The sequence below is a fragment of the Bradyrhizobium sp. CCGB12 genome, from assembly GCF_024199845.1.
Taxonomy (GTDB): Bacteria; Pseudomonadota; Alphaproteobacteria; order Rhizobiales; family Xanthobacteraceae; genus Bradyrhizobium.
This window is the reverse complement of the sequence record NZ_JANADO010000001.1, coordinates 4,213,453-4,227,211: the sequence shown is the minus strand read 5'-3', so window position 1 is coordinate 4,227,211 and position 13,759 is coordinate 4,213,453. Positions and strand designations below refer to the sequence as shown.

Sequence of the window (13,759 nt, the reverse complement as noted above, 5' to 3'; positions counted from 1 at the left end):
ACCGATGACGCGCAAGTCCGAGAACAGGGGACGCGCCGGGGTCTACGCTTCGTCGGTCGGAGCCGCGCTGTTGCTCACAGCCTGTCTCGGCGCCGAGGTTGCACGGGCGCAGGCGATCATGCGCACGCCCACGATCAGCGTTCCCTCGCGCACGCCGACCATCTCTCCAAGTATTGCCCCGCGTGTCAGCCCCAGCATTGCTGCGCGCGCGGTCAGCGTCGACCGCGGCCCGCGGACGATCGCGGCCATCCCCCACACCACGACGTCGCGCGTGCGGCCGACGCCGGTGCTGCCCTATGCGCGCTATTCGCCGAACCTCTATCCGGCCTGCACCGCACCCTATCGCGATGCCGGCGGCGAATGCCTGGCGCAGTCGAGCGCAGGTGGCCAGGGCAGTGGAAAATCAGGCAAGAAAAGCGCCGCCAATGGCCGCCGCAACAACGCGCCGGCCGCGGTGAACCTGCGCAGCTTCGCCAACGAATTCGTCGCCGAGATCGACGGTGCGCTGTCGCTCGTCGAGGCCGACGAGCTTGCGCGCCGCCACGGCCTGACGCGCATCGCCTCCGAGGATTTCCCCCTGATCGGAGCCACTTTCGGCCTGTTCCGCATCACCGACGGCCGGCCGTACGAGACGGTGCGGCGCGAATTCGCGGCCGACGGCAGCGTGCGCTCGCTCCAGCCGAACTTCCGATATGTGCTCCAGGACCAGAAGTCGACGCCTTTGAGCGAGGGCGATCCTGCGCAATATGCGCTGACGAAGCTCCGCCTGCCGCAAGCGCATACGCTGGCGCACGGCGCCAACGTCACGGTTGCCGTGATCGATTCCGGCATCGATGCCAGCCATCCCGAACTGGCCAATTCCATCGCCGACAATTTCGATGCGCTCGGCAGCGCCGAGGGGCCGCACGTTCACGGCACCGGTATCGCGGGCGCGATCGTGGCGCATGCCCGGCTGATGGGCAGCGCGCCCGAGGCGCGCATCATCGCGATCCGCGCCTTCGGCGGCACCGCCGGTGGCGCCGAGAGCTCGTCCTACGTCATCCTGCGCTCGTTGAATCATGCCGCCGAGCACGGCGCGCAGATCGTCAACATGAGCTTCGCCGGTCCGAAGGACGCGGTGATCGAACGCGCCATCGCTGCGACCGCTGCGCGCGGGCTGGTGCTGATTGCGGCCGCCGGCAATGCCGGCGCGAAATCGCCGCCGCTCTATCCCGCCGCCAATCCCAACGTGATCGCGGTCAGCGCCACCGATCAGCAGGACAGGCTGTTTACCGCCTCCAACCGTGGCAACCACATCGCGGTCGCAGCCCCCGGCGTCGACATCTTCCTGCCGGCGCCCGACGGCAAATATCAGATGACGTCCGGAACCTCGTTCTCGGCCGCCTATGTCTCCGGCGTCGCGGCGCTGCTGCTCGAGCGCAACCACGCCTTGAAGCCGGAAGCGCTGCGCATGACCCTGGCGAGGACTGCGCGCGACCTCGGTTCACCCGGCCGTGATGATCTATTCGGCGATGGCGAGGCCGATGCGTTTGCCGCGGTCATGGCCGTTCCCGCCGACAGCGCGACGCCAGTCGCGGCGGCATCGGGTACAACAAAACGTGAAGATGCCGGCAAGCGTCGCGAGGAGCCGGGCATACGCGCGATAGAACAACCCTCGTTGTCGAGCGCAGACGATAAATCTACGATTTCTCAAGCGGATAGGCCGGCGGCGCGATAGCGGCTGCGACAAAGATGCGCGCCGGCCGAAGCTCAAAAAAGCAAGCGCCGCGTTGAACGTTCAGCCAGCTGCCACGACCAAATTATGTGGGAGCGGTCATCCCTCCCCATAGGTCATATCAGGCGCGAGCGCCCATCCACCCCAAGCGCCCATATGGCTCGACCCGTCCGGTTGTCCCCCCGGACGGGTCTTTTCTTTTCAGAGCGTTTTCGAGCGAAGTGGATACCCGGTTCGCGTCAAGAAAACGCGTCAAAACAAGAATCTAGAGCTTCGGTTCTGATTCAATCAGAACCGAAGCTCTCGACATCCGATTTTTTCAAGCCTCGCGCTCGTTCAGCTTGCGGTTGAAGGATCGCACCCTGTGTTGGTGGCGATCGTTCGCCCGGCACGCCGCAGGCCCGTTATGCTTGTGCGAAGCTTGACTCGAAAACACAGCAAATCTCCGCACGAGTACGGAGTTTGATGACGAACGCGGTGTCGTCGCTGGACAAGTCAAAACTTTTCCACAAAATAATCATGTCGCGTCTAAATTGATTCGTGTGCGTTGCGTCCCCCGCGTCCGTGTTTTCTCCTGACGGGCTGGTTCATGACACATCGCCAAGAGGCTGTTCGCGACATGACTGGTCGCGACCTGGCCGTTAGCCGCGACATTGCGGCACGCTGGTGCGCTCTCGCCGAGCAACGGCTGCAACATCTCTCCGAAATGTTCGAGACCGGGCGCTGGCGCCGCTACCACTCCGAGATCGCCTTCCTCGAAAACATCCAGGAAGCCAAGCGCGCAGTCCAGACCTGGCGGGCGCTTGCAACCGGTGCGGACGTCGCCGCAGCGGCCGCGAGCGTCACGCCTGCCTTCGGCTGGTCGCCAGCGACGATGCCGCGCGTGTTTCCGTGCGAGCAACAGGCGCAGACCGTGCAGCCGAAGGCCGTCCACATTGCGCCCGAGACCGCCGTGCCGGTCAGGCTCGATCCCAAGCTGGACGTTCTCGCCGAGATCACGGACGTCCCGATCGCACCGCTCTCCGTACCGCCCGCTATGGCGCCGGCGACGGCACCCGCCGCGGTGGCATCGTTCACCGCCCCTGCCGTCATGCCGCCGCTCAAGGCTCCCGCTGCGAGGGGGCCGCTAACCGCACCTGTTGTGAGGCCGCCGGTGGCCACGCCCGCCGCGATGGCGCCACTCACCGCGCCTGTTGTGAGGCCGCCCGCTGCCTTGGCAGCGCTCCTGCAGCAGTTCACTCCGCCCGCAACCGAAATCGTCGCCGCCCCCGAGCGGGTCGTCGAATTCACCTTCAGCCTCGACGGCCTGGAAGCCAAGTACCCGCTGCTGCGAAACGCGTTCTAGCGGGGCGCTCAGGAGAAGGACCCGCGTCCTCTCCAATTCCGTCATCCTGAGGTGCGAGGCATGGGACGCGACGCGTCCCATGGAGAGCCTCGAAGGATGCACGGCCCATCTGCCGCCTCACCAGCGACTACTTCTTTGACCTTGGCGCTCCCCTGCGCCGACGCGCAAGCTGGCTCACCGATCCCCAATCCGAGCGAATGAGCGCTTCCTTCTTGGCGCGGCTCCATCCCTTGAGCTGCCGCTCGGCCGCAATGCCGTCGGTGATCCGATCGAAATGCTCGGACCACACCAGAACAACGGGGCGTCTCGAATAGGTGTACCCTTGATGAGCTCCCGCATTGTGCTCATCAACCCGCTTGGACGTGTCCTCGCCCGTGGCACTTCCGATGTAGAAGGAGCCATCCGCGCAGCGCAGCATGTAGACATGGATGCCCACAACATCATCCTTCGAGGCTCCCCACGTGGCGCATTTGCGCCACGTGTCTCGCACCTCAGGATGACGGCAGCATGCTTGTTGTCAAGATTAGGCTCGACAACTTTCGAGTGTGGTGCCGAATAGCTTTTCGCGAAGTCGCGCTCCGTTCAATCCGTCATCCTGAGGCGCGAGCAGCCGGCCGCACGCCTACCTTCGCACCGCATTCCCGCCAACCACGACCTGCGCGAACCGCTGGGCGCCATCGGCTGAGAGATCCGACGTCACCGCCAGCGCATGGTCCAGCCCGACCACGGCGCCGCGCGGAGTCTCGGAGATCATGTTGTTGTTAACCAGTGCAGTGCCTGCGCCCGGCATCACGGAAACGCCGACACCGGCCAGCGCCTTGCGGATCACGTTGCCCGTGATCGCGACGTCGCGCAGATATTTGCCCCAGCCGGCTACGATGCCGTAGGACGGCGCGTTCTCGATCACGTTGCCGGTCACCGAGGTATCAGCCTCGATGTAGATGCCGACGCCGGCATCGTCGTCCGGCGCGGTGCCGATCGGCCGCTTCGGGATCAGATTGCGGATGATGTTGCCCTGGACCACCGCGATGCGGCCGCCCTCGTTGAAATTGCAGACGGAGACGCCGACGGCGGCGCCATCGACCGTGTTGTTGGCGATGACAGCGGCTTCGAACGCGAACTCGGAATAGAGCGCGACCTCGCGCACGTCGCTGACGCTGTTGCCTGATATGTGGATGTTCGAGGCGGAGTTGCCGCGCACCGCGGAATAATCGCAATTCTTGATGCGGTTGCCGCGCACGATCACATTGCCGGCACGGAAGGCGTTGATGGCGTTGCCGTACTGGCCGGAGCCGCCGGGACCGGCCTTGATGTCCTCGATGCGGTTATCGGCGACCAGCGTGCCGTCATCGCCGATCGCCGTGCGCAGGATCTCGATGCCGTTGTCGTTGGTGCCGGTGATGGTGTTGCGGGACACGCTGAGGCCCCTGGCATCGAATGAGACCACCGCCGTCATCGCGATATTTGTGAAGATATTGCCGGAAATATCGCCGGACACTTGTTCGAGCCAGATGCCGCTGCCGCCCGAGCCCATGATCGCGCAATCCGTGATGCGAACGTCGCGGCCGCCGAGAACGTGGATCAGTCCGCGCCGCGTCGGCAGCGGAATGCCGCCGCCGTCGAAGGTGATGCCGGTGAGGCCGATCGCGTCGGAACCGTCACTCTGGATCGCTGACGCTCCGCCTGTGAAGACGAGCTTGGTCGCGCCGCGCACGCCGATCAATTGCGCGCCGTTCGGAAGCCGCAACAGACCGGTCCGATAGATGCCGGGGGGCAAGGCGAGCGGCACCTGCGCCCGCGCGGTCTCGTCGATTGCACGCTGAAGCGCTCGCGTCTGATCCTCGCCGCTGCCTGGCCGCACGCCATAGTGTGTGACATCGCGGCCGAGCAGGGACGTCAGCGGCGCCGCGCGCGCAGGGTCAGCCGGCATGGCGAGTGCACCGGCGATGCCAGCGGTCGAAGCTCCGATGAGATGGCGGCGATTGAGGTCCATGACGCGTCCTCCGGCGGACGCGGGAGATGTCCGCAGCGGTTAGGTAGCGCAGCGCGGCCCAGGGCGTCGGGATTGTTCGCGGTAGGGTTAAATGTTTACGCAAGGACGGCGCCGTAGGGTGGGCAAAGCACAAGCGTGCCCACCTTGTCACCACCAACGCGAACGCATGGTGCGCACGGCGCAAGCGCGCCCTTGCCCACCCTACGAAGCCGTAGTGTTCCGCGCCTTTCGCGCTAGCCCCACCATCTCCATCAGCATCGCCTCGCCGGCATCCACCAGTTGCTCCAGCGTGATCCGCGGCGCGCCCTTGCGTCGCACCGCGCCGCTGCGCGCGAGCAGGGGAATGTGGATGAACGCGGCAAGCTGTGGTCCGCCCGCCCTGACATTCTCGATCGCGCGCCAGCTCAGATAGTTGCAGAGGTAGGCGCCGGCATCGCGCGAAGAACGCGCGTCGATGCCGGTGAGGCGCGCGGCGCGCAGCAGCCTTGCCGTATGCGGACCGAACATCATCGCATCCGCATGACCGGCAATGCCGCGCTTGCTCGAGCGGGTGTTGGCGGCATCGGGCCAGAGCATGGTGACGGCGTTGCGCGCGCGGGTCTCGATCCGCAGGTAGGGCGTGCGTGCGGCGAGACCGAACATCAGCAGCGCGTCGGGCTTTTGTGCCGCGAGCACGTCAGGCAATTGCCGGTCGACCGCGGCATAGGTCACCGGGAAGATGTGGCTTGATATCTCGACCCCGTCGAGCGCCGGTCGGCGCAGTTGCGCCAGCCGCGCGACCAGCGGCTGGGTCGGGTTATAGGGTGCGCCGGGGAAGGAGCCGAAGCCCGTGAGGAGAACGCGGAGCTTTGCGTTCATTGCAGCAACTCCAAGATCTGCTCGGCGGCGAGCGCCGGCGTCAGATGGCCGGCGGCGACTTCAGCCTCGATCTTGCGGACCTTGGTTCGCACCGACGCCTCGCTGCGCAGCCGCGCCAGCATGCGCTGCTCCAGCATCGACCACATCCACTTCACCTGCTGATCGCGCCGTCGTGCGGCGAAATCGCCGGACGCGTTCATCGCCTTGCGGTGATCCACAACCTTCTGCCAGATCTTTGCGATGCCGTCGCCGGTCAGCGCCGAATAGGTCTCGACCGGCGGATGCCAATGCTCGGACCGCGGCGCCAAAATATGCAGCGCGCCGCGATAGTCGGCGGCGGTGATTTTGGCGCGCTTGAGATTGTCGCCGTCGGCCTTGTTGATGGCGATCATGTCGGCGAGCTCGACCAGCCCCTTCTTGATGCCCTGCAGCTCGTCGCCGCCGCCCGGCAGCATCAAGGCGAGGAAGAAGTCGGTCATGTCGCAGACTGCGGTCTCGGACTGGCCGATGCCGACGGTCTCGACGAGGACGACATCGAAGCCGGCCGCCTCGCACAGCAGCATGGCCTCGCGCGTTTTCGCGGCAACGCCGCCGAGCGTGCCCGAGGACGGCGAGGGGCGGATGAACGCATCGTCGGAAGCCGACAGCCGCGCCATCCGCGTCTTGTCGCCGAGGATCGAGCCGCCGCTGCGTGCCGAGGACGGATCGACCGCGAGTACCGCGACCTTGTGGTCTTGCTCAATCAGGTAAGTGCCGAGCGCGTCGATCGTGGTGGACTTGCCGACGCCGGGTGATCCCGTGATGCCGACGCGCACCGCCTTGCCGGTGTCGGGCAGCAGCATCTGCACCAGCTCGCGCGCCAGCGCCTGATGGTCGCTGCGCCGGCTCTCCACCAGCGTGATGGCCCGCGCCAGCGCGGCGCGGCTGCCGGCTCGCAGGTCGCGGGCGAGGGATTTGATGTCGATGGATTTGGGATTGGTCATCATTGCCTTCGCGTCCAGCCACTAACGGCCTGACATGCGAATGTGTTTTTCAGCGCAGGATTTCAACGGTGGAAGGTGGGCTTGGATGATGTCCCAAACAATTTCGGCTTTGGTCTCGTGGTAAGCGTGACGCAGAAGATTTCCGAAGTCGATCATCTTGCGCCAGTCGATCCCAGGTTCGCCTCGCTTGACCTCATCCGGGATGAATCTCGATGCCTCGCAGATGATCTCGAGAAGGCGTTCGATTGCGAGGCGTGAGGTCTTTTCGGAGACAAACTGGTCGAAGGTGAGGCCCTTTGCGATGCCTTCGATGTCTGTGATGGCGCCAAGAATATCTCGCAGCCGGTCTTCGACGGTCGGCGGCATTCAGAAAACCTCGACCAGATCGTCCGCGATCCGCTCAGCCATGCGCGGCTTCAGCAAGTCTCGCATCGATATCTGCGCTCGAAGGCCGACATGGTCCTCGATCAGGCGCAGGACCTTGAAATAGTCGAACCGCGGCACCTCCTCGCGCGAGGTCGTCTCGACCAGTACGTCGAGGTCGCTGTCAGGCCCAGCGTCGCCGCGCGCGCGAGACCCGAAAAGGTAAAGCCGCGTGACACCCGCAGCCTTCAGGGCGGGAGCGAGCTCTCGGAGCTTCCCGACAAGCGTCTGGAGTGGAATGTCAGCGACCTCGGTCATGATCGGACACTAGCACAGGGGTGCGGCTCGGCCCAGCAATAGCGGAGCCAGCTCAAACCTCCCCGGCCGGGCAGGCGGGGGCCGCTCGCCCCATATCACCGGCCCGTTGCCGCCGCCGTCTGAGGCGGCTTCACCTTGCGCCACACCCACACCATCACCGGCCAGAGCAGGGCGCCGATCGCCATCGCGGCGAGGATGGCTGCGACGGGGCGTTCGAAGAACGGCAGGATGCTGCCGTCCGACTTGATCAGCGAGGTGACGAAGGCCTGCTCGACCATCGTGCCCATGACGATGCCGAGCACCATCGCGGCGACGGGATAGCCGTTCGCCTCCATCACGTAGCCGATCACGCCGAAGGCGGCGACGGTGACGACGCCGAACATGTTGTTGCCGATCGCAAACGAGCCGACCGCGCAGCACAGCATGATGATCGGCATCACGGTGGAGCGCGGCGCCAGCAGGATGTAGGCCGCGACCCGGATCATGGCGATGCCGAGTGGGATCATCATGATGTTCGCGATGATGAACATCAGGTAGATCGCATACATGCTCGACGCCTTCTCGGTGAACAGCGTCGGGCCGGGATTGAGGCCCTTCATGTAGAGCACGCCGATCGCGATCGCGGCGATGGTGTCGCCGGGGATGCCGAACAGCAGCGAAGGCACCCAGCCGGAGGCGATGCTGGCATTGTTGCTGGCGCCGGCCTCGACCAGGCCCTCGACATGGCCGGTGCCGAACTTCTCCGGCTCCTTGGAGAAGCGCTTCGACATCGCATAGGAGACCCAGGCGGCCATGTCGGCGCCGGCGCCCGGCAGCACGCCGATGATGATGCCGACGATGTTCCCGCGCGTCATCTGCCAGTGATACAGCTTGGTCAGCTTCCACTGGCCGGCCATGATGCTTCCGAATTTGCGCCGCGGCAACGGCGGCGGCTCGGGCGTCAGCATCGCCCGCATCACCTGCGCGACCGCAAACACGCCGACCAGCGCCGGGATCGGCTCGATGCCGCCGAACAGGTCGGTGATCCCAAAGGTGAACCGCGGCACGCCGCCGGGATTCTCGATCCCGATGCAGGAAACCAAGAGGCCGATGAACATGCCGGCGATCGCCTTCACCGGCGAGGAGCGCGCCACCAGCGTGGCGCACATCAGGCCGAGCAGCGCCAGCCAGAAATATTCGAAGGTCGAGAACGACAGCGCGATCTCGGCGAGCGGCGGTGCCAGGATCATCAGCGACAGCACGCCGGCGATGCCGCCGACCGCGGAGAACCAGACGCCGGCACCTAACGCGAGCTCGGCCTGGCCCTTGCGCGTCATCGCATAGGCTTCGTCGGCATAGGCGGCGGACGCGGGCGTGCCGGGAATGCGCAGCAGCGCGCCGGGAATGTCGCCGGAGAAGATCGCCATCGAGGAGGCCGCGACGATGGTTGCGATCGCCGCGATCGGGGACAGGTAGAAGGTGACGGGGACGAGCAGGGCGGTTGCCATCGTTGCCGACAGGCCGGGCAGCGAGCCGATCACCAGCCCGTACACGGAAGCGGCGAACATCGCGATGATGACCTCCCAGGTGGAGATCAGCGCGAACGCATCAATCAGGGTTTTCAGCATGGGATTACCAGGGCGTCGGCAGCAGGCCGACCGGCAGCGGCACGCGGAGCAGCTTGCCGAAGATGAGGTGGATGGCGAGCGGCGAGAGCGCCGCGAGCGGCAGCGCCAGCTTCCACTTCGCCCCTAACGCGGTCGAGGTCACGTAGACCATGATCGCCGCGGTGATGATGAAGCCGAGCCGGTCCGCCGCGAAGACGTAGAACAGCAGTAGCGCCGGCGGCAGCAGTGCGCGCAGGCCGTAGAGCCTGCCCTGCGCAGGCGGCGGCGCGGCCGCCTGGCCGTCCTCCAGCGGGACCAGCTCTTCCTCCTCCTCGAAGGAATGGCCGATGCCGAACACGATCGCGAGCCCGCATAGCGCAAGGCCGCAACCGATCACCAGCGGAAACACGTTGGGGCCGACCGGCTGCCCGGGCACCGGCGGCAAGATCCAGCCGCCATAGGCGGCGGCAGCGCCGAGCACGACGAGAAACGATCCCGTGACGGAGTCGGGAAGACGCATGGGAGAAGTCCTATGAAAGAAGCGCTCCCTCTCCCCGCAAGCGGGGAGAGGCGATCAGAGCGTCGCAGTAGCGGATCACGCCTTGCTCAGGCCCGCCGCCTTCATCGCCTCGCCCATCTGGGCGTCGCCCTTGTCCATGAAGCCAGCGAAATGGCCGGCATCGCCCCACACCGTGCCGAAGCCGCGATTGCTCATGAAGTCCTTGAACTCGGCGGAGTCGTAGACCTTCTTCAGCGCCGCGGTGAGCTTCGTTGCGATCTCCGGCGGCAGGTTCTTTGGCCCGGCAATGCCGCGCCAGGCACCGGTCGCGTAGTCGATCCCCATCGCCTCCTTCAGCGTCGGCACGTCCTTGAAGATCGGGTTGCGCGCCGGCGCCATGATGGCAAGGCTCCTGGCTTTGCCGGCCTCGATGATGGCGCGCGCCTCCGGCACTGAGCAAGTGGTGAGGTCGAGGCCGCCGGCGGCGAGATCTTGCATTGCGGGCGCGGCGCCATTCGACGGCACCCAGGCAACCTGGTTGGCGGGCAGACCCATCGCCTGCATCCAGCCGACCAGCGCCAGATGCCAGATGCCGCCCTGGCCGGTGCCGGAGGCCTTGAATTTGCCGGGAGGCGCCGCCTTGATCGCTTCGGCGAGCTCCTTGACCGTCTTGTAGGGCGAAGAGGAGGAGACCTGGATGCCGGGCGGATCCTCGTTCATCAGCGCCAGCGGCGTGTAGCTCTTCGGCGTCAGGTCGGTGAGGCCCTGCCAGTGCATCATCGAGATTTCGACCGTGAGCATGCCGATGGTGTAGCCGTCGGGCTGCGCGGTCGCGATCGCGCTGTGGCCGACGACGCCGGAGCCGCCTGTGCGGTTGACCACGTTGAAGGGCTGACCGAGGTCCTTCTCCAGCAGGGCTGCGACAATGCGCGCGGTTGCGTCAGTACCGCCGCCCGCGCCCCAGGGCACGATCACGGTGACTGGACGCGCTGGATAGGCTTGTGCGCGTGCGGGCTCGAACCCCAAAGCGGCGGATGCCGCGACCGCGGCAGATGAAGCCGCAAAAGCGCGGCGGGTAATCTTGGACATTGAATGCCTCCCAGCGGCGCCCGTGACGTCGGGCGCTCTTGTCAATGAAGGCATTCTAGTCGGCTTTGCGGCGCCGCTGCAAGGTAGCGCTACCAACGAGATCGACGTGTTGTGCGAAAGCCATCGGATGGCAGTCGGAAATCGGGTGGGTTTTGCGCGCGCAAGTCGCCAACCTCAGCGCGTAACGAAAACCAAAGGCACGCTTCCGATGACCCAAGCCTATTACAGCGCCGTGCTGGACCATCCGCTGGACGACGTCTGGTCGCTGATCCGCGATTTCAACAACTACCCCGCTTACATCGATGGGGTGAGCGAGAGTCTGATCGAAGATGACAAGCGCGGCGATGAAGTCGGCGCCATCAGGCGCTTCTGCTACCTCGGAAACTGGATCCGACAGCGTCTGGTCGATCACTCGGACCGGCAGCACACCTTGACCTATGCCGGTCTCGAAGCGCTGCCATATCCGCAAGATGACGGGAGCCAAGGGGGAAGCCAAGCGGAAAGCGAAGTGCCAGCTCCGACGCGCTACCAAGGCACCATGCATCTGCGCCCGATCGTCGAAGGCGACCGCACCCTCATCGAATGGTCGGTTGCCCTCGATACCGAACCTGCGGGCGCCGATCGTTGGCAAGCCCTGTTCGGCTCCTGGATCCCCGCTTGGACGGACTCGCTTGCGCGCACTCTGGCTCGGGCTCGTCCGCGATCCCATTAGCGACCGCTCACTGTCCGTTAGGGTTTCAGCGTTTCCCACGGCACGAACGCGATCGCGCATGAACGTTCGCGCGAGACGTCATGCGGGAATCCTTCGTGTCGGAAGATCGGCGGCGACGGTTACTCCGCCGCCTCGCTATGCCCGAGCCGGGCGTTCAGCTTGCGGATCAGCTCCTCGGCGGCGTCCGCGATCACGGTGCCCGGCGGGAAGATGGCTTCTGCGCCTGCCGCGTAGAGCGCATCATAATCCTGCGGCGGCACCACCCCGCCGACGATGATCATGATGTCGTCGCGGCCCTGCTTCTTCAGCGCGGCCTTCAATTCAGGCACGGCGGTGAGGTGGGCGGCGGCGAGGGAGGAGACGCCGAGGATGTGGACGTCGTTCTCGACCGCCTGCCGCGCCGCTTCGTCGGCGGTGGCGAACAGCGGCCCGATGTCGACGTCGAAGCCGATATCGGCGAAGGCGGATGCAATCACCTTCTGGCCGCGGTCGTGGCCGTCCTGGCCGATCTTGGCGACCAGGATGCGCGGGCGGCGGCCTTCCGCCTCCTCGAAAGCGTCGATCAGCGCCTGAACCTTCTCGACCTGGTTACCCATGCTGGATGCTTCCCGCTTGTAGACGCCGGTGATGGACTTGATCTCGGCGCGGTGCCGGCCGAACACCTTTTCCATCGCCTCCGAAATCTCACCGACCGTCGCCTTGGCGCGCGCGGCGTCGATCGCGAGCGCAAGCAGATTGCCGTTGCCTTCGCCGGCCGAGCGCGTCAGCGCGGCGAGCGCGGCGTCGACGTCCGTCTGGTTGCGCTCGGATTTCAGCCGCGTCAGCTTGTCGATCTGCAAGCGCCGGACATTGGTGTTGTCGACCTTGAGGATGTCGATCGAAGCCTCGTCGGTCGGCTTGTACTTGTTGACGCCGATCACCGCCTGCTTGCCGGCATCGATGCGCGCCTGGGTCTTGGCCGAGGCCTCCTCGATGCGCAGTTTTGGCACGCCGGCCTCGATGGCTTTCGCCATGCCGCCGAGCTCCTCGACCTCCTGGATGTGGCTCCACGCTTTCGCCGCAAGATCGCGCGTGAGCCGCTCGACGTAATACGAGCCGCCCCAGGGATCGATGATGCGGGTGGTGCCGCTCTCCTGCTGCAGGAAGAGCTGGGTGTTGCGGGCGATGCGCGCCGAGAAATCGGTCGGCAGCGCCAGGGCTTCGTCGAGCGCGTTGGTGTGCAGCGACTGGGTGTGGCCTTGCGTTGCCGCCATCGCCTCCACGGTGGTGCGCATCACGTTGTTGAAGACGTCCTGCGCGGTCAGCGACCAGCCGGAGGTCTGGCTGTGCGTGCGCAGCGACAGCGAGCGCGGGTCTTTGGGATTGAACGGCTTGAGCAGCTTGGCCCACAAGAGGCGCGCGGCGCGCAGCTTGGCGACTTCCATGAAGAAGTTCATGCCGATCGCCCAGAAGAACGACAGGCGCGGCGCGAAGCGGTCGACGTCGAGGCCGGCGGCAAGGCCGGCGCGAAGATATTCAACGCCGTCGGCGAGCGTATAGGCAAGCTCGAGATCCTGCGTCGCACCGGCCTCCTGCATGTGATAGCCGGAGATCGAGATTGAATTGTATTTCGGCATCTTCGTGGAGGTGTAGGCGAAGATGTCCGAGATGATTCGCATCGAGGGCGCGGGCGGATAGATATAGGTATTGCGCACCATGAACTCTTTCAGAATGTCGTTCTGAATGGTGCCGGAGAGTTTCTCGGGAGGTACGCCCTGTTCGCCCGCGGCAGCGACGTAGAGCGCGAGGATCGGCAGCACCGCGCCGTTCATGGTCATGGACACGCTCATCTGGTCGAGCGGAATGCCCGCAAACAGCGTGCGCATGTCGTAGATGGAGTCGATCGCCACGCCGGCCATGCCGACGTCGCCGCCGACGCGCGGATGGTCGCTGTCATAGCCGCGATGGGTGGCGAGGTCGAAGGCGACCGAGAGGCCCTTCTGTCCGGCCGCCAGGTTGCGCCGGTAGAACGCGTTGGAATCCTCCGCCGTGGAGAAGCCGGCATATTGCCTGACGGTCCAGGGCTGATTGACATACATAGTCGGGTAGGGACCGCGCAGGAACGGCGCGATGCCCGGATAGGTGTCGAGGAAGTCGAGCCCGGCGAGATCAGCCTCGCCATAAGCAGGCTTCACCAGAATGCCCTCGGGCGTCAGCCACGGTTCGGCGCTGCCTGATGGCGCGGCGGTGGCACTGCGCTCAAAGGCGACATCAGCGAAATTGGGAATTCGGCTCATGGTTTCAACCATATCATAGACGC

General features: G+C 65.5%; 13 protein-coding genes. 3 read left to right on the top strand and 10 right to left on the bottom strand.

Annotated elements, in window-relative coordinates; translation table 11 throughout:
• The first annotated feature begins 4 nt into the window (after positions 1–4).
• Entirely contained in the window at positions 5–1,717 is a 1,713-nt protein-coding gene (locus NLM27_RS19875) for a S8 family serine peptidase (RefSeq protein WP_254144914.1), read from the top strand.
• Positions 1,718–2,348: 631 nt separating this feature from the next.
• On the top strand, positions 2,349–3,059 hold the full coding sequence (locus NLM27_RS19870; protein WP_254148877.1) for a TIGR03809 family protein: 711 nt from the start codon (positions 2,349–2,351) through the stop codon (positions 3,057–3,059).
• Between the two features lie 127 nt (positions 3,060–3,186).
• Here NLM27_RS19870 and NLM27_RS19865 read toward each other — a convergent pair whose 3' ends face one another.
• The 9 genes from NLM27_RS19865 to NLM27_RS19825 all read right to left on the bottom strand — a co-directional run bounded on the left by NLM27_RS19865 (position 3,187) and on the right by NLM27_RS19825 (position 10,748).
• Positions 3,187–3,495 (bottom strand): GIY-YIG nuclease family protein, encoded by a 309-nt coding sequence (locus tag NLM27_RS19865; protein WP_254144913.1) that lies wholly within the window; start codon positions 3,493–3,495, stop codon positions 3,187–3,189.
• Between the two features lie 186 nt (positions 3,496–3,681).
• Positions 3,682–5,052: a TIGR03808 family TAT-translocated repetitive protein gene (locus NLM27_RS19860; RefSeq protein ID WP_254144912.1), complete on the bottom strand. Its 1,371-nt coding sequence runs from the start codon at positions 5,050–5,052 to the stop codon at positions 3,682–3,684.
• A gap of 201 nt (positions 5,053–5,253) precedes the next feature.
• Positions 5,254–5,910: a pyroglutamyl-peptidase I gene (locus NLM27_RS19855; RefSeq protein ID WP_254144911.1), complete on the bottom strand. Its 657-nt coding sequence runs from the start codon at positions 5,908–5,910 to the stop codon at positions 5,254–5,256.
• On the bottom strand, positions 5,907–6,893 hold the full coding sequence (gene meaB / locus NLM27_RS19850; RefSeq protein WP_254148876.1) for a methylmalonyl Co-A mutase-associated GTPase MeaB: 987 nt from the start codon (positions 6,891–6,893) through the stop codon (positions 5,907–5,909). Before meaB ends, NLM27_RS19855 begins: the two co-directional genes overlap by 4 nt.
• Positions 6,894–6,914: 21 nt before the next feature.
• Positions 6,915–7,259, bottom strand: coding sequence for a DUF86 domain-containing protein (locus NLM27_RS19845; protein WP_254144910.1), 345 nt, complete (start codon positions 7,257–7,259; stop codon positions 6,915–6,917).
• Positions 7,260–7,574 carry a nucleotidyltransferase family protein gene (locus tag NLM27_RS19840; protein WP_254144909.1) on the bottom strand — a complete coding sequence of 105 codons (315 nt, stop codon included), beginning with the start codon at positions 7,572–7,574 and terminating at the stop codon, positions 7,260–7,262.
• A 95-nt stretch (positions 7,575–7,669) separates the two neighbouring features.
• Positions 7,670–9,181, bottom strand: a complete 1,512-nt coding sequence (locus tag NLM27_RS19835) for a tripartite tricarboxylate transporter permease (protein ID WP_254144908.1) — start codon at positions 9,179–9,181, stop codon at positions 7,670–7,672.
• 4 nt (positions 9,182–9,185) lie between these two features.
• On the bottom strand, positions 9,186–9,680 hold the full coding sequence (locus NLM27_RS19830) for a tripartite tricarboxylate transporter TctB family protein (protein WP_254144907.1): 495 nt from the start codon (positions 9,678–9,680) through the stop codon (positions 9,186–9,188).
• Positions 9,681–9,755: 75 nt separating this feature from the next.
• A complete protein-coding gene (locus tag NLM27_RS19825) occupies positions 9,756–10,748 on the bottom strand; it encodes a tripartite tricarboxylate transporter substrate binding protein (RefSeq protein WP_254144906.1) in 993 nt (330 codons plus the stop codon).
• Between NLM27_RS19825 and NLM27_RS19820 the strand changes: the two genes are divergently transcribed.
• Complete coding sequence (locus NLM27_RS19820; RefSeq protein WP_254144905.1) at positions 10,741–11,460, top strand: SRPBCC family protein; 720 nt, start codon at positions 10,741–10,743, stop codon at positions 11,458–11,460. The two genes, NLM27_RS19825 and NLM27_RS19820, sit on opposite strands and share 8 nt — an antisense overlap.
• A 119-nt stretch (positions 11,461–11,579) precedes the next feature.
• On the opposite strand, the gene scpA is transcribed toward NLM27_RS19820, so the two are convergent.
• Complete coding sequence (gene scpA, locus NLM27_RS19815) at positions 11,580–13,736, bottom strand: methylmalonyl-CoA mutase (protein ID WP_254144904.1); 2,157 nt, start codon at positions 13,734–13,736, stop codon at positions 11,580–11,582.
• Between the last annotated feature and the right edge of the window lie 23 nt (positions 13,737–13,759).

What these genes read in the sequence shown, in the direction of transcription:
- NLM27_RS19875 (WP_254144914.1), top strand. Translation starts at nt 5, where the DNA reads ATGACGCGCAAGTCCGAGAACAGGGGACGCGCCGGGGTCTACGCTTCG.
- NLM27_RS19845 (WP_254144910.1), bottom strand. Translation starts at nt 7,259, where the DNA reads ATGCCGCCGACCGTCGAAGACCGGCTGCGAGATATTCTTGGCGCCATC.
- NLM27_RS19855 (WP_254144911.1), bottom strand. Translation starts at nt 5,910, where the DNA reads ATGAACGCAAAGCTCCGCGTTCTCCTCACGGGCTTCGGCTCCTTCCCC.
- NLM27_RS19835 (WP_254144908.1), bottom strand. Translation starts at nt 9,181, where the DNA reads ATGCTGAAAACCCTGATTGATGCGTTCGCGCTGATCTCCACCTGGGAG.
- meaB (WP_254148876.1), bottom strand. Translation starts at nt 6,893, where the DNA reads ATGACCAATCCCAAATCCATCGACATCAAATCCCTCGCCCGCGACCTG.
- NLM27_RS19830 (WP_254144907.1), bottom strand. Translation starts at nt 9,680, where the DNA reads ATGCGTCTTCCCGACTCCGTCACGGGATCGTTTCTCGTCGTGCTCGGC.
- NLM27_RS19840 (WP_254144909.1), bottom strand. Translation starts at nt 7,574, where the DNA reads ATGACCGAGGTCGCTGACATTCCACTCCAGACGCTTGTCGGGAAGCTC.
- scpA (WP_254144904.1), bottom strand. Translation starts at nt 13,736, where the DNA reads ATGAGCCGAATTCCCAATTTCGCTGATGTCGCCTTTGAGCGCAGTGCC.
- NLM27_RS19825 (WP_254144906.1), bottom strand. Translation starts at nt 10,748, where the DNA reads ATGTCCAAGATTACCCGCCGCGCTTTTGCGGCTTCATCTGCCGCGGTC.
- NLM27_RS19860 (WP_254144912.1), bottom strand. Translation starts at nt 5,052, where the DNA reads ATGGACCTCAATCGCCGCCATCTCATCGGAGCTTCGACCGCTGGCATC.